Raw genomic sequence first — 23,810 nt, 5'->3', positions numbered from 1 at the left:
CGGGCACGGTTTCCCGCACCCGGCCCCGAAACCGAACTCACGCAGTAGCGGCGAACGCCGGTCGCTTCAGCGTCTCCTCCACCACCGGCTCGATGGCGTAGGCCAAGATCTCCGCCACGTCGGCGACCGGGCGCACATCCAGCGCCGCAAGCACTTCGGCGGGGACCTCGTCCAGGTCCGGCTCGTTGCGAGCGGGAATGAACACGGTCTTCAGTCCGGCGCGCTGGGCGGCGAGCAGCTTCTGCTTGACGCCGCCGATCGGCAGGACCCGCCCGTTCAGGGTGACCTCACCGGTCATGCCGACATCCGAGCGCACCTGGCGGCCGAGCGCCAGCGACACCAAGGCGGTGACCATGGTGATGCCCGCGGACGGACCGTCCTTGGGCACCGCGCCCGCCGGGAAGTGGATGTGGATATTGCGGTCCAGCACCGACGGTTCGATGCCGATTTCCTCCAGGTGCGAGCGCACGTAGGTCAGCGCGATCTGCGCCGATTCCTTCATGACGTCGCCCAGCTGGCCGGTCAGAGTCAGCGAGCGCTCGCCCTCGGCAGCGTTGGCCTCGATGTAGAGGACGTCGCCGCCTGCGCCGGTCACGGCCAGGCCGGTGGCCACACCGGGGACCGCGGTGCGTTCCACCGAGTCCGGAGTGAAGCGGGGACGGCCGAGGTAATCCTTCAGGTCGCCGAGACCGACGGTCAGGCGGCCGGAAGAGATTGTCGGCGAGGCGGTTTCGGGCACGTCGTAGCCGAGCTCCGGGTCGTAGCCGAGACCGATGTCGGACACCGCGGCGCCGGAACCGATTTCACCCTCCGAGAGCCGAGTCGCCGCCTTGCGCAACGCCTTCGCGATCAGGCGCTCCATCTGCCGCACGCCGGCTTCCCTGGTGTAGTTCGCCGCGATCTCGCGCAGCGCCTCCTCGGTGATGGTCACCTCGTCGGCGGTCAGCGCGTTGCGTTCCAGCTGCCTCGGCACCAGGAAGTCGCGGGCGATGGCGACCTTGTCGGCCTCGGTGTAGCCGTCCACGGTGATCAGTTCCATGCGGTCCAGCAGCGGGCCGGGGATCGTCTCCATGACATTGGCCGTCGCGATGAACAGCACGTCGGACAGGTCGAGATCCAGATCCAGGTAGTGATCGCGGAACGTGTGGTTCTGCGCCGGATCCAGCACCTCGAGCAGGGCCGCCGCCGGGTCGCCGCGGAAGTCGGAGCCGACCTTGTCGATCTCGTCGAGCAGCACGACCGGGTTCATCGAGCCCGCCTCCTTCATGGCGCGCACGATACGGCCGGGCAGCGCGCCGACGTAGGTGCGGCGGTGCCCGCGGATCTCGGCCTCGTCGCGTACGCCGCCCAAGGCGACCCGAACGAACTTGCGCCCCAACGCCCGTGCCACGGACTCACCCAGCGAGGTCTTCCCGACGCCGGGCGGACCGACCAGCACCAGCACCGCACCGGACCCGCGTCCGCCGACGACCTCCAGCCCGCGCTGAGCGCGCCGGGCCCGGACCGCCAGGTACTCGACCATGCGGTCCTTGACCTCGTCCAAGCCGTGGTGGTCGGCGTCCAGCACCGCACGGGCGGCCGCGACATCGGTGGAGTCGGTGGTCTTCTCGTTCCACGGCAGCTCGAGCACGGTGTCCAGCCAGGTCCGGATCCACCCGGATTCCGGGCTCTGATCGCTGGCCCGCTCCAGCCTGCCGACCTCGCGCAGCGCCGCCTCGCGGACGGACTCGGGCAGGTCGGCCTGCTCCACGCGGGTGCGGTAGTCGTCGGCGCCATCGGGCTCGTCCTCGCCGAGTTCCTTGCGAATGGCGTTGAGCTGCTGGCGAAGCAGGAATTCGCGCTGGGTCTTCTCCACGTTCTCGCGGACCTCGTCACTGATCTTCTCGGTGACCTCGGCCTCGGCGATGTGCGCCTTGGTCCACTCGATCAGTCGGGTCAATCGCTGCACCGCGTCGGGAGTCTCGAGCAGTTCGCGCTTCTGGTCCGCGGACAGGTACGGCGCGTAGCCCGCGGTGTCGGCGATCGCCGACGGGTCGGTCAGCTGGTTGACCGCGTCGATGATCTGCCACGCCTCGCGGCGCTGCAACACCGAGACGACCAGCTTCTTGTACTCGGCGGCCAGCTCCTTGGTGCGGCCGTCCGGCGTAGGAGTCTCGACCGGCTCGGCCTCGACCCACAGCGCGGCGCCCGGTCCGGTGACGCCGTGACCGATCTTGGCTCGGCGCTCCGCCTTCAGTACCGCCGCGGGCGCTCCACCACGCATCCGGCCGACCTGTTCGATGGTCGCGACGACGCCGTAAGTGGCGTAGCCCTCGGTCAGTCGCGGCGCGAGCAGGACCGCCTCTTTCTTCCCGGCGCGCGCGGCGTCGATCGCGGCCTGCGCCGATTCGTCCAGTTCGATGGGCACGACCATGCCCGGCAGCACGATCGGATCGGTCAGGAACAGCACCGGCAGATTCTGAGGTGTAGTCACGTGTTCGACCCTTCCAAAAGTTGAGCGATGCCTACTCAACCCCACCCATTCCGGGTTTGTTCCACCCTTTCCGGACGTTCGCTCAGGGCGAAGGCACGATCGAAGGCCGTGGCCGTCTGTGACAGTGCCCGCTCTCGCGTTGACACCCTCGCGAGCGCAATGAGAATGTGGGTGCCTCTACAGCTCACGGCACTAAGGGGAACGCAGGATGAACACTCTCGCATCCGGGGTGTTCATCGACTGGGAAGAGCTCACCGGCCAGACGAAGTTCGTGGTCGACCTGGTCACTTTCCCGATCTTCAGCGCCCTCGCGGGCTGGCTGACCAACTGGACCGGCGTGCTGATGCTCTTCTGGCCGGTACAGTTCCGCGGATTCCGGGTGCCGGGGCTGCAGGTGCTGTACCCGTACCTGCCGCGTCGAGTGCAGGTGCTGCCGACCTTCTCCGAGGACGGGCGCAGGCTCGGCTTCCAGGGCTTCATCCCGGCGCGGGCGGAGAAGATGGCCAGCATCTGCGTCGACAAGGCGCTGATGCGGATCGGCAGTCCCAGGGACTTCATTCACGAAATCGACCTCGACGGCATCGCCGACTACATCGCCGAGCTGGCACGCACGCAGGTGCGGCCGCTCGTGGACGAGGTGATGTACCGGGAGAACCCGGACCTGTGGCGCTCGGTGCCTCGGCAGATGAGACAGGTCATCTACCAGCGGGTCGACCGGCAGCTGCCGAAACTGTGCCGCCGAGGCTTCGACTCGCTCGGCGACAACATCGATCAGCTCATCGACATCAAGAGCTTCGTCATCCGCTACCTGCGCGAGAACCCTTACATCCTGAAGGATCTCACCACCACGATCGCGGCCCCCGAGCTGAAGTTCATGGTCCGCGTCGGCCTGCTCGGTGCGCCGTTCGGCCTGCTGATGGCGCTGTATCTGCATGTGCACGACCGCATTCCGGTGCTCGGCTGGGTGCCCGCCTGGGTGATCGTCCTGCTCAGCGCGGCCGCGATCGGCGTGATCGTGAACGTCATCGCGGTGAAGATGGTCTTCGAGCCCGGCGAGCCGCAGCCGCGCTACAAGTACCTGTGGCGCCAGGCGCTGCTGGCCAAGCGTCAGTCGCAAGCCGCCACCGACCTCGCGCGCATCCTGGCCTACCAGGTGCTCACGCTGCCCAACCTCTCCGCGGAACTGCTGGAGGGACCGAACGGCGACAAGACACGGCAGCTGATCGAGCGCCTGATCTCCGAGGAGATCCACCGTCAGCTCGGGCCGACGCATTCGATGGTGCGCGCCGCGTTCGGCAAGCGGCAGTTCGACAACCTGACGGTCGGCGCGGCCGGGGCCGCGGTGGGGTTGGCGCCGAGCATGGTCGAGGACGAGGAGTTCGCGCGCGAGCAGGCGAAGAAGATCGACGAGTTCGCCGCGCGCAAGCTCCAGCAGCTGAGCCCGGGCGAGTTCATGGAGATGTTCTACGCCTCGGTGGAGCAGGACGCCTGGCTGCTGTACCTGCACGGCGCGCTGCTCGGGTTGGTCGTCGGCGCGGCCCACCTGGTGCTTTTCGGGTGGTGACGGGGCGCCGATAAATACAAGCACGCATGCTTGCATTTTTTCGGCGGCGCTGCGATGCTGGGTCCCACCTGGCACACGCGGCGGTGTGCCCGCGATCGGCAAGGGAACTCATGGCTGACCTCGAAGCGCTGCTCGGCGATTTCGCCGGCGAATGCGCGGACCTGGAATCACTGGTCGCCCCGCTGGCCCCGCAGGACTGGGCGCGGCCGACGCCCGCCCCCGGCTGGAGCATCGCCCACCAGATCGGACACCTGACCTGGACCGACGAGATCGCCACCGTCTCGGCGTCGGACGCCGAGGAGTTCGCGAAGCAGGTCGCAGCGGCCGCGCCGAGGGCGCTGACCTTCGTCGACGAGGCGGCCGACGAAGCCGCCGCCGCGCCGCCCGCCGACCTGCTCGAGCGCTGGCGCGCCGGGCGCAAGACGCTGGTCGAGGCGCTGCGCGCGGTGCCGGCGGGCACCAAGCTGCCCTGGTTCGGCCCGCCCATGAGTCCCGCCTCGATGATCACCGCCCGGCTCATGGAGACCTGGGCGCACGGACAGGATGTGGCCGACGCGCTCGGCGTGACTCGCGAGCCGACCGCTCGGCTGCGCAGCGTCGCCCACCTCGGCGTGCGGACCAGGAACTTCGCCTACTCGGTGCGCGGCAAGGCGGCGCCCGCCGAGGAATTCCGTGTCGAGCTCACCGCGCCCGACGGCACGGTCTGGACCTGGGGGCCGGAGGACGCCGCGCAGCGGGTGACCGGACCCGCGCTGGACTTCTGCCTGCTGGTCACCCAGCGCCGCCACCTCGATGACCTGGCGGTGCGTGCCATCGGCGCGGATGCGGAGGAGTGGTTGACGATCGCCCAGGCCTTCGCCGGACCGACCGGGAAGGGACGGGCGGCGGGACAGTTCGCCTGAGCCGATCCCCCTGAACGGCGAGCAGCCCGGCCGGACAACGTCCGACCGGGCTTCACCCGACCCGATTCGAAAAACTCGGGAGCGGGCGAGCGCCAGACTTGGGTGCGCCGTTCGCGTCGACGGCCGGACGACGTTGGCCGGGTGTCTAAGAGTGGCAGTCGAGAATGACGCTCGCCAGCTATCCGCTTTTTACCCGCTCTTCAACCGGCGGAAACATCCGTAGCCCGGTCTATTGTGATCCTGCTCGCACGGATGCGGTGCCCGATCGGGCGGCGTCGTAACCTGGACATGCGTTCGGCTTTCAACGATGCGGGCCGACGACGCGAGGGGAGTCGGGGCGGAGGGAAAGGAACGCATCGTGACGGCACACAATCCTGCTCAGATCGTGCGTCATACCGCGATCGTGTTGGCCGGCGCGGCCAGTCTCAGCCTGACTTTCGTTGCCGGCGCGTACATCGTGAACCAGATGGCCGATCCCCAGCGCGCGGGCACGGTGCAGGCCGCACCGCTGTCGCCCGCACCCGTCGTCGAACCCTTCGCGCCGCACCCCGGCCCCCAGACCGCCATCACCGTGCTGAACAGCGAGACTCACGCGCTGTCGCCGATCTACCAAGCCGCCGTGTTCCCCGCCAGAACGGTTGTGCCACAATCGGATCCGGCTGCCGCGCCGCCGTCGCGACCCGCCGGGCTCGGCGGTCGATTGGGCCTCGGCACCGCCTACGTCGGCGCACAGGTCGCCCCGGTCCGCACCAACACCGTCGCGTTCATCGTCGACACCAACGCCTTCTCGGCGCTCACCGGCCTCGTGCTGTCCGAACCCGTGCGCGACCACCTCGGCATCCACCTCGACCCGGCCGGAATCACCCAGCTCCGCACCGAATTCGACATCCGCACCGGCGAGCTCTCCCTCGTCTTCTCCGACGCCAACCTCGGCGAACACACAATCCAACTCCAGCGCCACCCAACCCCCTCCACCCCGGACGCCCCCACCGGCCACGACGACCCCCACCCCACCACCACCATCTGAGATCTCCCCTGGGAGGTGGCGCGCAGCGCGGCGGCAGGGAAGTACTGTCGGGGCGTGTACGACTTTTGCGTGATCGGGGGCGGGATCGTCGGGGTGGCGACGGCTCGGCGGCTGGTGGAGCGGTATCCGGGGGCTCGGCTGGTATTGGTGGAGAAGGCCGCGGGGCTGGGGGTGCATCAGACGGGGCACAACAGCGGGGTGATTCACTCCGGGATCTATTACGAGCCGGGGAGCCTGAAGGCGGAGCTGTGCAGGCGGGGTGCGCAGTGGACGAAGGATTTCGCTGCGGCGCAAGGGATTCCGTACGACGTATGCGGAAAGCTGCTGGTGGCCACCGATGCCGCGGAGTACGAGCGGATGCTGGCGCTGTACGAGCGCTCGATCACCAACGGGGTGCAGGTCGAGCTGCTCGACGCAGCCGAGCTGGTCCGGCGCGAGCCGCGGATCACCGGCGTCGGCGCGCTGTTCGTGCCGGGTACCGGCATCGTCGACTACCGGAAGATCACCGCGGCGCTGGCCGAGCAGGTGCGCGCGGCGGGGGGTGAGATCGTGCTCGGCGCCGAGATCACCGCGATCGAGGAGACCGATACGGCGGCGACGGTCTCCGGCCCGGCCGGCGCGTGGACGGCGCGCACCCTCGTGGCCTGCGCCGGTCTGCAAGCCGATCGGATGGCGCGGCTGGCGGGCCTGCCGATCGACTTTCGCATCGTCCCGTTCCGCGGCGAGTACTACCAGCTGCCGCCGGAGCGCGCCGGACTGGTGCGGACGCTGATCTATCCGGTGCCCGACCCGAACCTGCCGTTCCTCGGCGTGCACCTGAGCCCGACCATCGACGGCGAACTCACCGTCGGCCCGAACGCGGTGCTCGGCCTAGCGCGCGAGGGCTACCGCAAAGGCAGCGTCGATCTGCGCGACGCCACAGAGATCGTCGGGTTTCCCGGCATGCACCGGGTGGCCCGCGCGCACGTCAGGACGGGGCTGCGCGAACTGCGCAATTCCCTGTTCAAGCGCGGGTACCTGGCCGAATGTCGCCGCTATTGCCCGGAACTCACCGCGGCCGACCTGCGGCCGCGCCCTGCGGGCATCCGCGCCCAGGCCGTGCTGCGCGACGGCACCCTTGTGCACGACTTCATGATCGAACGCACCGCGCGCTCGGTGCACGTCCTCAACGCGCCGTCGCCCGCGGCGACTTCGGCCATGCCGATCGCGGAGTACATCGTCGATCGGATCTGATTCCACCAAGCAACCGCCCGGTCATGAATCTGGAAAGCCCTCTCACCCACATTCCCGGCAATCTCTCGAATAAAGAGGAGAGTTGTAGTACTTTTGTCCGCAGCCGTGGATCAGGGAGGGCCTATGGGCCACATCAAGTACGCGAGTGACGTCGGGGCTCCGGTAGAAGTAGCGTTCACCTACACGGACAACCACCAGTTCGTACCCGACTGGATGTTCGGCGTCGCTTCCTTCGAACCGACCGGCGAGGTGGACCAAGGTCTCGGCGCACTCTTCGCCACGGCGGCGAGGCTCGGCCCGTGGCATCCCACGATCTCCTGCGAGATCACCGAATATCGCCGCAACATGGTGATCGGGTATACGCTGCGTGGGCGGTTGTCGGGAACCCTGACGCTGCGCTTCGACCCGCTCGGGTATGGACGGTCGGTGCTGACTTCCGAAGCGGAGTACGCTGCACCTCGCGGCTTCCTCGGCCGCATGTGCGCACGCTTGGTCGACAGTGCCGTGCGATCGGCGCTACGTCGTACCGAGTCTCGATTGCGAAGGGAGATAGAGGAATTCCACGGTACCGATCTTGTCGGTCGGATTGCGTAGGGTGCCAGCCATGATCATCGTGAGCACCGACGGATCCTGCCTCCGAAATCCCGGCGGCGCTATCGGCTGGGCTTGGGTCAATCATCAAGGGAGCACTTCGCGCAGCGGGGGAGCCTCGACGGGGACGAATCAGATCGCCGAGCTACGCGCGATCCTGGAGGCCGTCGACGCGCACCCTGGCGCCGAACCCCTTCTGATCGAAAGCGATTCGCTCTATGCGATCAAGTGCGCGTCGGAATGGATCTCGAGCTGGCGGCTGAACGGCTGGCGGACCTCGTCCGGTGGCGCCGTCAAGAACGTGGAGATCATCAAACAGATCGACCGCGCCATCTCGAGCAGGCCGGGTCCGGTCCGATTCCGTTGGGTACGTGGCCATGTCGGCAACTACTTCAACGAGATGGCGGACACCCTCGCGGGCGAGGCGGCCCGTAAGGCCGCGGCTTCGGCGGCCGCCGAGGTCGACGCGCCCGAACCGGCCGTTGTCACCGCGGCGGAGAGCACGGTTCCGCTCGCGCCGAAGACCGTGTCGAAAAGCTCTGCACCGCAACACAAGACCACCGGGCCGCGGGCCTCGGGGAAGGCGGTCGCGGCGGCTCCTCAGACCTTGACCCTGTTCTGAGCAGCTCCGCGACCGCATAGCAGGACCGCCCGAAAGACCTCCGGCGGTGGTGACTGGGCCCACCGCCGGAGGCGCTTTCGGAGAACTTTCCGAACGATCAGTTGCCGGGCTGCGGCTGGGTCGGCGCCGGAGCCTGGCCGGGCGCGGGAGCGCCGCCGGGCAGGCCGGTGCCCGCACCCTTCAGCATCGGCGAGTCGAGCTTGCTCACCTTCCACTTGCCGCCCTCGTTCTGCAGATCCGCGACGATCACCACGAACTGCCGATCCGGCTGCTGCTGAGTGAAATTGGTGCGGAACTGGGTCAGCGTCACCAGCACCTTGGCCTCGCTGGTGTCACCGCCCTGGTATCCGCACTGCACGTCGTCGGCCCAGGACTTGACCTGTGCTTGCACCATGGCGTCGGTGAGCGCCTTGGTCGCGTCGTCGAATTCCTTCAGGAACTCGCCGGTGGAGCCCTCCTTGACCTTCGTGAAGTAGCCCTCCAGGTCCTTCGAGTAGTCGTAGACCGAGACGTCGCGACCGAAATCGCAGGCCGCGCGCGTGGCGTCGTTGACCGCCGCGAGCTCGTCCGACTTCTTCTGGGCCTGGAGATAGAAGACCACCACCGCGGTGACGGCCGCGACGAGCAGGATGCCCGCCACGAATGCCGCGATCACCGGCAGCAGATTCGACCGGTCCTGGGCCGCCGCGGGAGCGGGCTTCGGCTTCGGTTCGCTCTGCTTCTCGCCCGCCTTCCCCAGGTCAAGCTTGGCCGTCTCCGCGTCGCTCTTCCCGGCCGCGGCGGCGCTTTCTGCGCTTTTCTCGGCGGGCTCGACGTTCTTCGTGGTCTCGGCGTCTTTATTGGTGTCGGCGTCGTCGGTGGACATCGATAAATCCTGCACTTTCCCGGCGCGCGCACGCACCGTATCGGCTGGCCGGTCCGCATGGGCGAACCGTACGCGTTCTACCAGCGAGTATGCCGGGCCGATGGCACAGCCACCGGCCCGGGTGCACACTCACCGCACCGGGGGGAGGGTCCGCTCGTTCGGATCCACACCCGGCGGCATCTGGGCGCCGTTGTTCGGCACGTCGGGCCGCGGGGCGTTCGCCGCACCGCGGATCTGCTGGCCCGGCGGCGGGTTCACACAGTAGTTCCATTTCGGGATGGTGCCGTCCTGCACCACCTCGTTGCGGATCTGCGGGGTGTTGTACGTGCAGTACGGCCGCGGCCAGATGTCGATGATCGCGTGGAACTCGCCGTCGTGCGCCGGGATGCCGAGCGCCTCGACGCCCACGGCGAGCGAGGGGAACAGCGCCCGCAGCGCGGGCAGGCGCAGCTGCGCGGCCTTGGTGATGGCGACGAAGTTGGTGGCGAGGCTGGTGATCGGATCCGACGTCTTGTCCAGTACCGCACCCAGGCTCTGCAGCTGCCCTGGGCCCGAGTCGAGGACGCTCTGCAGCTCCGCGTTGGCCGCGTTGAACTGCGCGAACAGCTCCCCGGAGTTGGCGGTGAGGGTGGCGAGATCCGGCTGCGCCTGCGACGTGGTGTCGGCGATGGTACGCAGGTTGGTGATCAGGCTGGTCGTCTGCGGCAGCAGCGAATCCAGACCCGACGTGGCCAGGCTGATGCCGTTGACCAGGCCGCGCAGCTGATCCGGGCCGCCGCTGAGCGCGATGTCCAGCTCGGCGAGGATGACGCTGAACTTGTCCGGATCGACCTGCGCGATCAGCTCGCTGGTGTTGTCCAGCACCGACCACACCGGGGTCGGCGTCTTGACCGTCTCCGGATCGAACTGGACCACCGCGCCGTCGGCGAGGAACGGGCCGTCCTCGGTGCCGGGACGGAAGTCGATGTACTGCTCACCGGCGGCGGACAGGGCCTGCACCGCCACGTCGGTGTCGACCGGGATCTTGTACCGGCTGTCGATCTCGGCCTGTGCGGCGATGGCCTGCCCGCGATCGGTCAGCTCGATGGAGGTGACCTTGCCGACGCGGTAACCGCGCAGCGTCACGTCGTTGCCCGGCTGCAGGCCGCCGGAGCGGTCCAGGTTCACCGTCACGGTGTAGCTCGACCGCAGCGGGTTGATCCGCATGACGCTCACCAGCAGGTACGACGCGCCGACGATCAGCACGATCACCAGGCCGATCGCCGAGAGGATCAGCTTGTTCGACCAGATCTTCGACAGCGCGCTCATCGGTGGCCTCCTTCCACCCGCTGCTGCACGAGTTGCAGCACCTGGATCAGGCTGCCCGCGAAGTCCTGCAGGTCCTCCAGATTCGGGAGCCTGCCGTGCTGCGGGTCGGTCAGCGCGCTGAGATCGAGGTTGGTCGCGGTCGCGTAGACGGCGAAGCTGCGGCCGCGGAAGGTGGCGTCCACCTTGGGGCGGATCTCGTGCAGACGATCCATCAGGAGGCCGAAGTCGTCGCCCGTTCGCGAGAGCGCGTCCATCAGCGCCTGCGTATTGACCAGCAGGTCACCCAGCTGATCGCCGGTGGTGTCGGCGTAATCGCCGAGCGCGGCGCTGGCGACCGACACCTTGGTCAGCAGTTCGCCGATGGCCCGGTTGTTCTCGGCGATGGCGCCGATCATCTGGGGCAGCGTGTCGGCCACCTGACCCAGCTCCGAGCGCCGCGACTCGAGCGTGTTCGCCAGCGTGCCGAACTGGTTCAGCACCGCGTCGACCCGGGCGGTGTTGTCGTTCAAACTGCCGACCACACCGGTCAATTCGGTGATCAGGTGCGCGACCTGCTCCCCGCGCCCGCCGACGATGGAATCCAGTTCCGAGGTCAGCTTGGTGAGCGAGGCGATGCCGCCGCCGTTGAACAGCATGGACACCGAGATGAGCAGCTGTTCGACGGTGGCGCCCGCCGAGGTCTGCTCGAGGGTGAGGGTGTCGCCGTCGTGCATCATCGGCGCGCCCGGTTCGACCTTCGGCTTGGACAGCGCGACGAACACGTCACCGAGCGGAGTGGCCTGGCGCAGCTCGGCGGTGCTGCCCTTGGGCAGCTCGATATCGCTCCGAATGCTCAGGTCGACGACCGCCTGGAAGTTCTTGGTCTTGATGTCGGTGACGACACCGACATCCGAACCGCCGATCTTCACCTTCGCCTGGTCGGGCAGGTTCAGCGCGTTCTCGAACACGGCCTGCACGGTGTAGGTCTCACCCGCCTGCCCCGGCTTGGGCAGCGGTAGATCCTCGACGGTGAGACCGCAGCCGGAGGTGATGCCCACCCCGGCCACCGCCGCGACGGCGACGAGCGCCCTGCGTGCCTTGATCGTCATGCGGTACGTCATTTCGTCAGTCCAAGCAGTGCGGCGGTGAGTCCGTAGTCGGGTCCGAAGTCCTGCATATTTCCGGTGCGGCACCCGTCGGCCTTCATCTGTATCCGCTCGCAGAACAGCGCGACGATCTCGCCGTTGAGCGCGGTGCCGATGATGGCGTGCAGGCGCACGTAGCGGCCCTCGCGGTTCACGATCCGGTCGACGTTCTGCAGTGCCATCGGCGCCACGTCGGTGACCTCGGTGAGGCCGTAGGCGTTGTCCCTGAGCTGCTGGGTGACGTTTGTCAGCCCGGTCAGGCTGCCCGACAGCTGATCCTGGTAATCGACGAGCGTGGTGCTCGTGTTGGCCAGGAAGTCGTTGAGCTGGTCGAGCGTGGCCTGCAGACCGGGCGCCTGCTCGGCGAGCAGACCGGTCATCTGGGTCACCCGGTTGCTGAAATCGCGCACGGACTGGTCGTTTTGGGCCAGCATCGTGGTCAGCTCGTTGAGCTGGACGATGATATTGGAGATCGCGTCCTTGTTGTCGACGCCGACCTTCAGCGCGCCGGAGAGCGCGTTGAGGGTGTCCCGCATCTTCGCGCCGTTGCCGTCCAGCATCGGGTAGAGCACCCGGCCGGCGAGCGGGCCGATTCCTTCGGAACCCTCCTGCGGCGCGAGTGCGGCGGCGAACTGATCGATGGTCTTGATCATCGTGTCCAGCTCGACCGGGGTTCTGGTGCGCGCCTTGGGCAGATGCGTGCCTTCGCTCATCGCCTCGCCCTCGGTGTAGACGGGGGTGAGCTCGATGTGCCGATCGGTGACGATCGACGGCGAAACGATCGCCGCCTCCGCGTTCTTCGGGATCTTCACCCCGGAATCGATCGACAGATGCACCTCGACGAGGGTGCCCTTCGGCACGATCTTGTCGACCTTGCCGACCTGGAGTCCGAGCACCGTGACCGGGTTGCCCTCGTAGATGCCGGCGATGTTCTCGAAGTCGGCGGTGATGTGCATGGTGCCGCCGAGCGCGTCGTTCACCGAGGTGGGCAACAGCGAGCAGCTGCCGACCGTCAGCGCGGCGGCGCTGATCGCGAAAAGCTTTGCGACGGACTTGATTTTGCCTGTGGTGGCGAATTTCATCACTGGCACCCCTCGATGGCTTGTGCGAAGCACAACCAGTTGTCCGGGAACAGCCACGGCAGACCGACGTCGCCGTACGGGCCGCTGCCACCCCACGAGTTCGCCAGGTAGCGCACCGTGGGCGGCATGATCGACAGCATCCGATCCAGGTTGTCCTTGTTCTTCTGCAGACCCTCGGCCATGGTGTTCAACTGCTGGATGGTCGGGCCGAGCTGACCCTCGTTCTGCGCGCCGATCTCCTGCAGCTGCTTGGTCAGCGCGGCGATATTGTCGAGCAGCTGACGCAGCAGGTCCTGCCGCTCCATCACCCGGTTGGCGATGGCCTCGCCCTGGGTGATCACCAGCAGCACACTGTTGCGGTTGTCGCCGAGGATCTGAGTGACCCGGTCCAAGTCTTTGAGCAGCTTGTCGACCTCGTCGCGGCGGGTGTCGATCACCTTGGCCAGCGCGCCGACGCTGTCCAGCGCCTGCGCCGTCAGCTCGGCCGAGCCGCCCATCGACTCGTTGATGACATTGAGCGACTCGGCGAGCTTGGCGGTGTCGAGCGCCTCGAACTTCGGGGTGCCGATCTGCACCACGTCGGCCAGGTTGTACGGAACCGCGGTGTTGGACAACGGGATCCGGCCGTCCTTCAGTCCGGAGCCGTTGCCCGGATCGAGGTCGACGTACCTGGCGCCGAGCAGGGTGGCCATCTTGATCGAGGCGCGCGCGTCCGGACCGAGCTCGACGTTCTTGTCGACGTTCATCGTGAGCAGCACGTGGCCGCCCTCGAGCTTCGCACCGGTCACCGTGCCGACCGGAACGCCCGCGGCGTTGACCTTGTCGCCGACCTTGATACCGGCCGCCTGCACGAACTCGGCCTTGACGGTCTGATCGCCGACGCCGAGCATCCGGATGATGCCGGATGCCATCAGCAGCACCACGATCAGAGCGGCGCCGATGAGGCCGAGCCAGAAGTAGCGGTTGCTGTCGAAGCGGTTCTTCATCTTCGCGATCATGGGCGGCACACCGCCGAGTGCGCGTTGCCGCCGATCTGCGAGAACAGACCGCGGGGGAAGAGCACACCGTACAGCGAGACGTCGAGGCCGCACAGGTAGGCGTTGGCGTAGCCGCCCTCGGAGGTGTGCCTACCTGCCGCCGAGAGGATGTTCGGCACGTCGATCGCGGCCTGGTCCAGCTTGGCGCCGTTGGCCAGCAGCAGCGTCAGCGCGGCGCTCGTGGAGTTCTGCGCCACCTGCAGCTTGGGCTGGATGTTGCCGACCATGCCGACCAGCGACGTGGTCGCGCTCGCGATCTGCTCGGTGGAATGCAGCAGGATCTGGCCCTGCTCGTAGAGTCCGCCGATCAAGGCCCGGGTCTGGGTCACCAGGGTCTCCAATTCATCACCTCGTTTGGCCAAGCCCGCCATCACACCGGACAGGTTGGTGATCACGTCGGACAGGATCGCGTCGCGGCGCTGGAAATCGGTGGCCAGCTGGGCGGCCTGCACGATGAACGAGCTCAGCGAGACGTTGTCGCCCTGCAGCGCCTGGATGAACGTCTCCGAGAGGCGGTTCACCTGCTCGGGCTGCAGTACCTGGAACAGCGGCTGGAATCCGTTGAGCAGACCCGACACGTCGAACGACGGCTCGGTGCGCTCCAGCGGAATCGACGCATTGTTCTTCAGCGGCGCGGGATTCGACGCTCCGCCCGGGGACAACGCCACATAGCGCTGGCCGATCAGGTTCTGGTAGCGGACCAGCGCCTTGGTGTCGTCGTAGATGGTCTGGTCGCTCTCGACGATGAACGTCACGTTCGCGACCGACTCCCTGGTCCGATTGTCACGAGCCAGCTCGATCTTCTCGACCTTGCCGACCCGGACACCGGCCATGCGCACGTCGTCGCCTTCGCGGAGGCCGAGCACATCGGTGAACGTCGCGGAGTAGGTCTTGGTGTCGCCGGGCACCACGCGCGCGAGCGTGTTCCAGACGACCACCGTCACCAGGATCGAGACGATCGCGAAGAGTCCGAAACCGATCAGCGGCTTACGAATACTCATCGGACGGCACCATTCTCGGACACTTGCAAGGTTCCGCCCTTCAGAATCGGACTCAGCAGCAGGTACTCCGCGGTGGTCGGCTTGCGGCCGAGCAGCTGCTCGATCGCCGCGTCACCCTGATAGGAGATCGGGCGGGCGGCCGCCGGGGTCGCGGCGGGAGCCGCCGCGGGCGCGGGAGCGGGCGCCATGCCCGGCAGGCCGGGCAGCATCGGGAACAGGCCCTCGAGTGGCGTGCCCGCGAACGGCTGTTGCGCGTTCTGCTGCAGGTCGGCGACGACCCGGCCCGGATCGGGCATGGTGACGCCGGGGATCAGCGGCAGGCCGGGCATCGGCACCACCGGTGGCAGACCGGCCGCCGATTCCAGCGCGCGCGGCCGCAGGTTCTCCGGCAGCGGCGGCAGTTCGTTCACCTCGGGAGCGGTGGCGCAGCTCGGGCCTGCCATCCCGCCGTAGCGCGGGCAGTCCGCGACGGTGTACGGCTTGTACGGCGTCAGCGTGATACCGGCGTTCCAGACCTGTTGCTGCTGCGGACCCCAGTGGAAGGTGGTACTCATCGCCCTGGTCGACTCGCTCAGGTTCAGCAGCGTCCTGGTGATGGCGTCGGGGTCGGCCGTCAGCGCGCCGAACATGTCGGCGGTACCGACGGTGACCTGCTTGCCGACATCGGGGTTGCGGGCGAAGAGGGCGTTCACCGTGTCCACCGTGCCGCTGGTCCCGGTGATGAGCGCGACGAGCTCGTCGCGGCGTTCGGCGATGGTGGTCGCGGTCTGCACCGAGCTGCCGAGCACGTCGAGCAGTTCGGGCGCCGACTGGTTCAGCGCGCGGAACGAACCGGAGAAGTCGTCGAGCAGCACACCGAGATCCGGAATGGACTCGTCGACCGCGAGCACCCAGCGGTCCAGCCGCTCGATGGTCGAGCCCGGCATCCGGCCGCTGCCGTCCAGCGCCTGCGAGAGGGTGCCGAGGACGCGGCCGAACTGCACCGGGTCGATCTTGTCCAGGATGTTGCGGACCGTGGTCAGCGTGTCCTGCAGCGCGATCGTGCCCTTGCTGCGGTCCTCCTCGATGACCGAGCCTTCCTTCAGGTAGGTGTCGGCCGGTCCGTTGAAGACCAGTTCGATGGAGGTGACGGCGAACAGGTTGCTCGGCACCACGCGCGCGGTGACGTTGGACGGGATGTCGCCCGCGTACTCCGGCTTCAGTTCGATCTGCACCTTCTGCAGTTCGCCCTTCGCCGCGACCTCGACCGAGTCCACCACGCCGACCAGGACGCCGCGGAACTTCACGTCGGCTTCCGACGGCAGGCCGTCACCGGTCGTGGTCAGGCTGGCGACGACGTTCACCTTGGGTACGAAGTAGCCGGTGTAGCGCGCCATGAGGAAAGCGAGCACCAGCGCGAAGACGACGAGTCCGCACACGCCGGCGATCAGCAACTGCCGCATCGTGGGCCCGCGCCCACTGGGATCGATGATCATCTGGCCCTTACCCCGAGATCCGGATTCCGGGGTTGACCCCCCATATCGCCAACGTCATGAAGAGGTCCGCGAAAACGACCAGGATGATGCACATCTTGATTGCCCGCCCCGCCGCGACACCGACGCCTTCCGGGCCACCGGAGGCGAAGAAGCCGTAGTAGCACTGGATGAAGGTGGTGATCGCGACGAAAATGATCGCTTTGAGCAGCGAATACAGTACGTCGGTCGGTATCAGGAACTGGTAGAAGTAGTGCGCGTAGGTGCCGCTGGCGGTGCCGCCGACCAGCTGCACGGTCAGCGAGCAGGAGAGGTAGGCGGTCGCCAGGCCGAGGCAGTACAGCGGGACGATCGCGACGATCGCCGCGAACATCCGGGTGCTGACGAGGTAAGGCAGCGGCCGGATGGCCACCGACTCGAGCGCGTCGATCTCTTCGGAGATGCGCATCGCGCCGAGCTGCGCGGTGAATCGACAGCCCGCCTGGGCCGCGAAGGCCAGCGAGGCGAGCAGCGGGCCGAGTTCACGGGTGGTCGCGAACGCGGAGATCGCGCCGGTGATCGGGCTGAGGCCGAGCAGGTTCAGCGAGGTGTAACCCTGGATGCCGACGGTCATGCCGCCGAACGCGCTCAGGATCACGATGACGCCGATGGTGCCGCCACCGACGACGAGATTGCCGTTGCCCCAAGTGACGTCGGAGAGCAGCCGCCACACTTCCTTGGGGTACTGCTTGAGCGCCAGCGGAATGGAGCCGACCGACCGCAGGAAGAAGAACACCTGATGGCCGAGCCGCGCGACGAGATCGACCGGCGCCTGCGCGGAACGCTTGAGTCCCTGGAGGGGCCGCAGCAGCGGCGGTACGTAGGTTGATGACACCGGCTCAGACCACCTGTGGGGGGAAGAGTGCGTTGTAGACCTGGGTGATGATGAGGTTCACGCCGAAGAGCATCAGCGCGGAGCTGACCACCGCCGAGTTCACCGAGTTGGCGACACCGCCGGGGCCGCCGCGGGTGTTCAGACCGGTATCGCAGGCGATGATGGCGGCCAGCAGGCCGAAGATCAGCGACTTCACCAACGCGACGAACAGGTCACGGGTCACGGCGAACGACGAGAAGGTGCTGACGTACGAACCCGGCGTGCCGCCCTGGGCGAAGATGTTGAAGATGTAGCCGGTCAGGAAGCCGACGAAGACGACGAAGCCGCAGAGCAGAACACTGACCAGCATCGCGGCGCCGAGCCGCGGTGCGACCAGGCGGCGCATCGGATCGACGCCCATCACCTTCATGGCGTCGATCTCCTCGCGGATGGTGCGCGAGCCGAGGTCGGCGCAGATGGCGGATCCGACCGCGCCCGCGATCATGATCGAGGTGACCAGCGGCGCGCCCTGCTGGATGATGCCGAGGCCGTTGGCCGCGCCGATGAACGACGTCGCGCCGACCTGACCGGCGACCGCGCCGACCTGAATCGAGACGATGACGCCGATCGGAATCGCGACGAGCAACGTGGGGGCCGCGGCCACATTGGCCATGAAGGCGCACTGCCGGACGAATTCACCGAAGGGGAACCGCCGCCGGAAGATGGCGATGAACAGTTCCGCTACCGCGGCGATACCCATCGTGATCTGACGGCCGAAGGTCTCCAGTGACCGCTTGGGATGGTCTTCCCAGTACGACCTCGTCCAATCGACCGCTTCACTTATCCGTGATCCCGTGGGAGGACTCTTGGTCGACTGCACTGACTAACCCCTCTCGACGCCGGTTGCTCACCCCGACGACTTGTTTGCTTGACGCACCTTACTACGGAGTAGTGCAGAACACACCATCGTCATGTGATTGCAGTCATAGATTCGAGTCACCTTCGTGGAAACCTCACGAGAACGCTGCGACCTCCTTGTCTCCGGCACCAAAATTAAGCACCAAAATTTTAGAACAAGTTACAGTTGAGGCGCCGCCATATGGGCTTCTCTTCTATCTCCGGTCAATTACGAGGAAATCTTTCATCTAAAAGCTGGCGTCATTTTGAATGCTTGCTGAATGAGTTCTACCGAATTTGAAACACATTGGGCGTGTCGTCCAATTGAGCTCAGTAATAGAGATTAGCTATCGCGATTACGATTCGGCGGCACCTCCGAGGCATCCTCGGTACGAGACGCGCCCGAGACCGAATACTGACACGATGGGTGCGACAGATTGATATCGTGCGGGCTTCCGACATCTGGAGGGACATGTTCAGCAAACTCGTCAAGGCGGCCAACGCCGTCTTCGCCGTCGCCCTCGGCGCGGCGCTGCTAGGGACGGGCGCGGGCCCCGCGGCTGCCGCGCCGCCGGTGATCGGGGGCGGATCCGGCATCATCATCGACAATATGTTCGAGTGCACCGTCACCACGGTGGGTCACGACAGCGCGGGCAGACTTGTCGGACTGACCGCCGGACACTGCGGCGACGCGGGTGCGAAGGTGTACTCCGAGGCCGATCGCGGCGCGGGCCAGATCGGTCGTTTCGTCTACTCCAACTCCGAGCTGGACTACGCCGTCATCGAGTTCGACGGGGGCGCGATCACCCCGGTCAACCGGATCGGCAACGTCACCATCACCGGCATCGGCGCGCCTGCCCAGTTCCCGATGATCGTCTGCAAGGAAGGCCGCACCACCGGCAACACTTGTGGCATCGCGTGGGGCGACGTGTTCGGCACCAATGTCGAGACCTGGAGCCAGATGTGCGTCGTGGAGGGTGATTCCGGCGCTCCCGTGGTGGTGGGTACCACCCTGGTCGGCATGGTGAACGCCTACCTGGCCATCGCCTGCTTCGGTCCCGAAGTCGGCACCAACATGAGTGCGATCATGAACGACCTCAACGCGCGGGGCGGGCCCGGCTCGGGCTTCGTGCCGATCTGATCGGCCACCGTGCGGACGACGGGGAGCGGGCGATATCGCCCGCTCCCTTCTGTATCTATGGAGCTTCCGCCTAGGGGGCTTCAGCGCTCCCGTGCGTCGCGTCATCGACGAGGCTCCGCCGGGGTGCGATAGCAGGGCCCGCGACGGCGCACTGCGGCAGGCACTCGACGCTCTTCAGATCCGGCGCATGGCGCTGCGGACGCAACAGCACGGCGGCGATCAGCGCCCCGGCCGCCAACAGCCCCACGCAGATCCACATGGCGGTCTCGAACCCGTCGTCGAACGCGGCCGGGTCGGCGAGGGAACCGGAGATGCCCGCCAGCCCGGGCAGCGCGGCGACCGCGAGCAGCTGCGCGGTCCTGGCGACGGCGTTGTTCACCCCTGAGGCGATACCGGCCTCGGACGCGGGCACCGCGCCGAGCACGGCGCCGGTGAGCGGCGCGACGAGCACGGCGAGACCGAGCCCGAAGACCACGACTCCCGGCAGCACGTCGCCGACGTATCCGGCATTCGGTCCGATGCGGAGCAGCAGCACCAATCCCGCGGCGGCCAGCAGCGGTCCGAGCGTCATCGGAATGCGCGGTCCGTGCACCTGGGCCCATCGCCCGGCGGGCGCGGACAGCGCCAGCATGATCAGCGTGACCGGCACCGTGGCCAGCCCCGACAGCAACGGCGTATAGCCCGCCACCAGCTGGAGTTCCAGCACGAGCAGGAAGAAGACGCCGCCGAGCGCGGCGTAGACCGCCAGCGTCACCAGGTTCGCCGCGGTGAACACCCGCGAACGGAAGAGCGCGGGCGGCACCAGCGGATGGTCGCTGCGCAGCTCGATCACCACGAACACCGCGAGCAACAGCACGCCGGACGCGGCGAGCAGGGGCATCGCGTCGATCAGCCCGAAGGTCAGCGCGCCGAGCGCCAGCGCGACCACCACCGCGCCAGGGACGTCGAGCCGCGCGACGGCGTTGGGGTCGACGCTCTCCGGCACGTGGCGCAGCGCGACGACCACGACCACCGCGACCAGCGGCACGTTGATGAAGAAGATGGACTGCCAACCGACCCAGTCGATCAGCCAGCCGCCGAGGAACGGCCCGAGCGCGCCCGCCACCCCGCCGAAACCGGACCACAGCCCGATCGCCGCGCCTCGATCGCGTTCGTCGAGCGAGGAGGAGATCAATGCCAGGCTGCCCGGCGTCAGCATCGCCCCCGCCACGCCTTGGAGCACCCGCGCCGCCACCAGCATCTCGATGTTCACGGCCGCGCCGCACAGCACCGAGGCGATCGCGAAACCGACCGCGCCCCAGACGAAGACCTTGCGCCTGCCGAGCTTGTCGCCGAGCGAGCCGCCGAGCAGGATGAACGAGGCCAGCGTCAGGGTGTAGCCGTTGAGCGTCCACTGCAGACCGGCCACGTCGGTGTCGAGGGCTTCCCCGATGCGGGGCAGCGCGATGTTGACGACTGTCGCGTCCAACGAGGCGACCGAGGAACCGAGGATGGTCGCCAGCAGGATCCACCGCCCGGTCGCCGAATGCAGCCGGGGTAGCTCCTGGGCGGTGGTCACCGGTCCAACCTAGTGCGAGTTACAGCTCCTCGACACAGACCACGAAGCGGCGCTCGGAGTACTCGAACCCGATGCCGCTGTCGCAGACGCTCGCGTCGGTCGCGCCGGTCTTGATGTTGGTCACCCGGACGCCCTGAGTACCGCGCTCGGTGCAGTCGATCCGCTTCGGGTCGTCACCGCCGACGTCCATGCAGCCGCCGACCACCCAATCGATGTCCAGGCACAGCGCGCCCTGCTGCACGCCGTTGATGGTCTCGGCGTAGTAGTTGTCGCGGTCCGCCGGGCAGCCCGAGCTGGTCGGCGTCTTGCCGATGACCTTGTAGTTCGATGCCCGGCTGCCGCAGGAGGCCTTCGCGATGGTGGCGTTGGTCGTGGTGCCGCCCAAGGTGACGCAATCGCCGATGGAGGCCTCGAAATCGGTGTTGCCGCCCGTCGGCGTCGGCCTGCCGGAGGTGGGCCTGGCGCTGGACCTGGGCGCGGAGGTCTTCGGAGTGCTGGTGTTGACCGCGTCGATGGTTCCGCTGTCGACCGCGGGCTGCGCGGTGCCGCTGATCGTCGAGCTACAGGCCACCAGGGCGAACACGGCGGCGGCGGTTCCGATCGCGAGCGCGATACCGGATAGCAGTTGACGAGACACGTACAGTCCTCCCGAGCTGTAACGCTCCGAACTCACACCCCCGTAAGAATCCGAAGTTGACGACCTGATCTTCAAATATCACGCCATGCATACACCATCAGCAACGCGGTAGTCGAGTCGGAACGGGCTCGGCAGGCACACTCGAGCGGGCACGCAGCGGCACAACTCCGCGGGCAACCGTCTCGGTATGGTGGGCACTACGGCGCGAAAGGGGTTGTCCGTGAAGCTGATCAGCGCACTCATCTGCTCGACCGCCGCGGTGGGCAGCTCGTTCGCGTTCCCCGCCCTCGCATCGGCAACCGATGCGCATTGCAGTGCGGAGTACGGCGGCGATATCACCGTCATCGATGGTCGCAGCGGTTGCCGTGCCGCCACCGACACACTCGGGGAAGCGCGTTCGGCCGGTTTCGACGGTGTGGGTTATGCCCGCGCAACCTCGGGAGCCACCGCGCTCGGCATCGGCGCCGCGGGCGGCATCGGAGCGAGCGAAGGCGCGGGCGGGATTCCGGTCGCCCTCGGCTTCGGCCCTGACGCACTCGCCCTCACCTCGATCACCGATCCCGATCCGGGCGACGGCAGGACCATCGCGTTGTCCATCGCCTTCGAAGGATCGCGCGCGCAGGTCAGCACCGAGGAGGGAACCGTGGTGTGCCTCGGCGCGGCGGCCCTCGCCTGGAACATGGCCACCGGCGCGTCCTGCCTCGCGACGCCGTTCGGGCGCTGGAGTTCGCCGCACTGACCTCTCCGGTCGAACCGCCGCCGCGGGCAACTCGTAGGTAAAGGCATGCCGACCGAGACCGCCGTCCCCGCGCCGCCGCGACTGTTCCCGTTGCACGCGCTCGCGGCCGGGCTGGACTTCGAACGGTATTTCCGCTGGCGGCGGGCCCGCGAGGGGGATCCTTTCTACGTCCGCTTCCCGGGCTTCGGTGCGGTGCTGTTCACCGGAACACCGGCAGGCGCGCGGGAACTGTTCCGCGCGCCGACGGAGCTGCTGGAACCGCCGCGGCCGAATCCGATCGAGCCGCTGGTGGGACCGGCCTCGCTGATCCTGACCTCGGGCGCCAGGCACCGGCGGGATCGGACCCTGCTCGCGCCCGCCTTCCACGGTGCGCGGGTCCGCGCCTACGGCGAGCTGATACAGGCCGCGACGCTCGACGAGATCGACGGCGGCACGACGCCGTGGCGACCGGGTAAGACGACGCCGTGGCGACCGGGGACGCGGATCGATTCGCGCGCCGCGGCGCGCTCGATCACGCTGCGGGTGATCCTGGAGGCGGTCTTCGGCGTGCGCGCCCGCGAGCGACGGGTCGCCTACACCGCCGCGATCACCGAGTTCCTGACCGCCTTCTCCGGCCCGCTGCTGCTGCTGCCCGCGCTGCGCCGCGGTGCGTTCGGCCGCGCGCCGTGGGATCGGTTCGTCGCGGCGCGCGAACATCTGGACCGGCTCGTCCAGGCGGATCTCGCCGAGCGCAAAGGCACTGCGCGCCAAGACGACTGCGACATCCTCGGCCTGCTGCTGAGCACGCGCTACGACGACGGAAGCGCCCCCACCGACGCCGATCTCGGCGATCAGCTGCGCACCCTGCTCGTCGCCGGGCACGAGACCACCGCGACCAGCTTGGTCTGGGCGCTCTACCATCTGCACCGCGCACCCGAGGCGTTGCGCAGGCTGCGCGCCGAACTGCGCGAGGCGGGTGATTCGCCCGCCGCTCTCCCCGGGTTGCCCTATCTCGACGCCGTCTGCCAGGAGACCTTGCGCCTGCACCCGCCGGTGCCGATCGTGCTGCGCCGGGTGACCGAGCCCGTCACGCTGCGCGGCGTGCGGGTGCGCGCCGGCGACACGATGGGCCTCGCGCTGCCCCTGCTGCACTCCGACCCGGACACCTGGGACGATGCCGCCCGATTCCGGCCCGAGCGATTCCTCGACCGTCGCTACGGTCCGTTCGAGCTCGCGCCGTACGGTGGGGCACATCGACGCTGCGTCGGCGCGAGCCTCGCCGACTACGAACTGCGCGTGGTGCTGGCCACACTGCTCCGCCGCGTCCGCCTCGCTCTGCCGCCGCGCTACGCGCGCGGACGGACGCCACTCTCGGTGCCGCACAACATCGCGACCGGGCCGCATCGGTCGATTCCCTTCGACGTCATCGAGTGATTTCGGTCACGAAATTGTTTGATCTTGCACAAAACCGGACGGACGGCAGGTTGCCGCCCCGGCACCGCACTTGCCGACCTGACCGGGCCGTTTACCGAAAGGCAATGACTGTCAATGGCTTATGTGTTCCATAACACATCCGACCGTGCGGGCGCATAACCGAATATCGCCACTGGCTTCATGTCGTGCCGGGACGGTAGGAATGAACGGGGTTGGGCTGTCATGCCCGTGGGTGCTTCGCAGGCCCCCGGCAATACCCATGGCAGCTCCG

At 67.6% G+C, this 23,810-nt stretch carries 21 protein-coding genes; 9 read left to right on the top strand and 12 right to left on the bottom strand.

The window, feature by feature from the left end; all coding sequences use genetic code 11:
• Positions 1-37 precede the first annotated feature (37 nt).
• Positions 38-2,413 carry an endopeptidase La gene (gene lon, locus AC3EO7_RS28460; protein ID WP_435592905.1) on the bottom strand — a complete coding sequence of 792 codons (2,376 nt, stop codon included), beginning with the start codon at positions 2,411-2,413 and terminating at the stop codon, positions 38-40.
• Between the two features lie 268 nt (positions 2,414-2,681).
• Between lon and AC3EO7_RS28455 the strand changes: the two genes are divergently transcribed.
• The 6 genes from AC3EO7_RS28455 (at position 2,682) to AC3EO7_RS28430 (ending at position 8,412) form a co-directional block, all read left to right on the top strand.
• Positions 2,682-4,037 carry a DUF445 domain-containing protein gene (locus tag AC3EO7_RS28455; RefSeq protein WP_431971405.1) on the top strand — a complete coding sequence of 452 codons (1,356 nt, stop codon included), beginning with the start codon at positions 2,682-2,684 and terminating at the stop codon, positions 4,035-4,037.
• A gap of 110 nt (positions 4,038-4,147) precedes the next feature.
• Complete coding sequence (locus AC3EO7_RS28450) at positions 4,148-4,939, top strand: TIGR03084 family metal-binding protein (protein WP_435592899.1); 792 nt, start codon at positions 4,148-4,150, stop codon at positions 4,937-4,939.
• Positions 4,940-5,297: 358 nt separating this feature from the next.
• Entirely contained in the window at positions 5,298-5,966 is a 669-nt protein-coding gene (locus AC3EO7_RS28445; protein WP_435592898.1) for a hypothetical protein, read from the top strand.
• A gap of 54 nt (positions 5,967-6,020) precedes the next feature.
• Positions 6,021-7,199, top strand: a complete 1,179-nt coding sequence (gene lhgO, locus AC3EO7_RS28440) for an L-2-hydroxyglutarate oxidase (protein ID WP_435592897.1) — start codon at positions 6,021-6,023, stop codon at positions 7,197-7,199.
• Positions 7,200-7,292: 93 nt separating this feature from the next.
• A complete protein-coding gene (locus AC3EO7_RS28435; RefSeq protein ID WP_488186292.1) occupies positions 7,293-7,793 on the top strand; it encodes an SRPBCC family protein in 501 nt (166 codons plus the stop codon).
• Positions 7,794-7,803: 10 nt separating this feature from the next.
• On the top strand, positions 7,804-8,412 hold the full coding sequence (locus tag AC3EO7_RS28430; protein WP_431971410.1) for a ribonuclease H family protein: 609 nt from the start codon (positions 7,804-7,806) through the stop codon (positions 8,410-8,412).
• A gap of 97 nt (positions 8,413-8,509) precedes the next feature.
• Here the strand turns inward: AC3EO7_RS28430 and AC3EO7_RS28425 are convergent, their stop codons facing one another.
• The 9 genes from AC3EO7_RS28425 to AC3EO7_RS28385 all read right to left on the bottom strand — a co-directional run bounded on the left by AC3EO7_RS28425 (position 8,510) and on the right by AC3EO7_RS28385 (position 18,034).
• On the bottom strand, positions 8,510-9,277 hold the full coding sequence (locus AC3EO7_RS28425; protein ID WP_431971411.1) for a hypothetical protein: 768 nt from the start codon (positions 9,275-9,277) through the stop codon (positions 8,510-8,512).
• A gap of 129 nt (positions 9,278-9,406) precedes the next feature.
• On the bottom strand, positions 9,407-10,585 hold the full coding sequence (locus tag AC3EO7_RS28420) for an MlaD family protein (protein WP_431971412.1): 1,179 nt from the start codon (positions 10,583-10,585) through the stop codon (positions 9,407-9,409).
• Complete coding sequence (locus AC3EO7_RS28415; protein WP_431971413.1) at positions 10,582-11,673, bottom strand: MCE family protein; 1,092 nt, start codon at positions 11,671-11,673, stop codon at positions 10,582-10,584. Before AC3EO7_RS28415 ends, AC3EO7_RS28420 begins: the two co-directional genes overlap by 4 nt.
• An 8-nt stretch (positions 11,674-11,681) precedes the next feature.
• On the bottom strand, positions 11,682-12,791 hold the full coding sequence (locus AC3EO7_RS28410) for an MCE family protein (protein ID WP_431971414.1): 1,110 nt from the start codon (positions 12,789-12,791) through the stop codon (positions 11,682-11,684).
• Complete coding sequence (locus AC3EO7_RS28405; protein WP_431971415.1) at positions 12,791-13,789, bottom strand: MCE family protein; 999 nt, start codon at positions 13,787-13,789, stop codon at positions 12,791-12,793. Before AC3EO7_RS28405 ends, AC3EO7_RS28410 begins: the two co-directional genes overlap by 1 nt.
• Positions 13,786-14,829 (bottom strand): MCE family protein, encoded by a 1,044-nt coding sequence (locus AC3EO7_RS28400; protein WP_431971416.1) that lies wholly within the window; start codon positions 14,827-14,829, stop codon positions 13,786-13,788. Before AC3EO7_RS28400 ends, AC3EO7_RS28405 begins: the two co-directional genes overlap by 4 nt.
• Complete coding sequence (locus tag AC3EO7_RS28395; RefSeq protein WP_435592895.1) at positions 14,826-16,304, bottom strand: MCE family protein; 1,479 nt, start codon at positions 16,302-16,304, stop codon at positions 14,826-14,828. The genes AC3EO7_RS28400 and AC3EO7_RS28395 overlap by 4 nt, the downstream gene beginning before the upstream one ends.
• 7 nt (positions 16,305-16,311) lie before the next feature.
• A complete protein-coding gene (locus tag AC3EO7_RS28390) occupies positions 16,312-17,175 on the bottom strand; it encodes an MlaE family ABC transporter permease (protein ID WP_068060715.1) in 864 nt (287 codons plus the stop codon).
• Positions 17,176-17,179: 4 nt separating this feature from the next.
• A complete protein-coding gene (locus AC3EO7_RS28385) occupies positions 17,180-18,034 on the bottom strand; it encodes an MlaE family ABC transporter permease (RefSeq protein WP_431971418.1) in 855 nt (284 codons plus the stop codon).
• Positions 18,035-18,523: 489 nt separating this feature from the next.
• On the opposite strand from AC3EO7_RS28385, the gene AC3EO7_RS28380 reads away from it, so the two are divergent.
• Positions 18,524-19,192: a S1 family peptidase gene (locus AC3EO7_RS28380; protein WP_431971419.1), complete on the top strand. Its 669-nt coding sequence runs from the start codon at positions 18,524-18,526 to the stop codon at positions 19,190-19,192.
• 70 nt (positions 19,193-19,262) lie between these two features.
• On the opposite strand, the gene AC3EO7_RS28375 is transcribed toward AC3EO7_RS28380, so the two are convergent.
• Positions 19,263-20,750 carry an MFS transporter gene (locus tag AC3EO7_RS28375; protein ID WP_431971421.1) on the bottom strand — a complete coding sequence of 496 codons (1,488 nt, stop codon included), beginning with the start codon at positions 20,748-20,750 and terminating at the stop codon, positions 19,263-19,265.
• A 19-nt stretch (positions 20,751-20,769) separates the two neighbouring features.
• Positions 20,770-21,387, bottom strand: coding sequence for an LppU family putative lipoprotein (gene lppU, locus AC3EO7_RS28370; protein WP_431971422.1), 618 nt, complete (start codon positions 21,385-21,387; stop codon positions 20,770-20,772).
• 220 nt (positions 21,388-21,607) lie between these two features.
• Here lppU and AC3EO7_RS28365 point away from each other — a divergent pair, with 220 nt between their 5' ends.
• Together AC3EO7_RS28365 and AC3EO7_RS28360 are read left to right on the top strand one after the other, a co-directional pair.
• The gene (locus tag AC3EO7_RS28365; RefSeq protein WP_431971423.1) at positions 21,608-22,126 is read left to right on the top strand and encodes a DUF6764 family protein; all 519 of its coding nucleotides are present in this window, start codon (positions 21,608-21,610) and stop codon (positions 22,124-22,126) included.
• 45 nt (positions 22,127-22,171) lie between these two features.
• Complete coding sequence (locus AC3EO7_RS28360; RefSeq protein ID WP_435592894.1) at positions 22,172-23,539, top strand: cytochrome P450; 1,368 nt, start codon at positions 22,172-22,174, stop codon at positions 23,537-23,539.
• Positions 23,540-23,810: the final 271 nt, after the last annotated feature.

The organism is Nocardia sp. bgisy118 (assembly GCF_057708605.1).
This window is presented reverse-complemented; position numbering and strand designations above follow the sequence as displayed.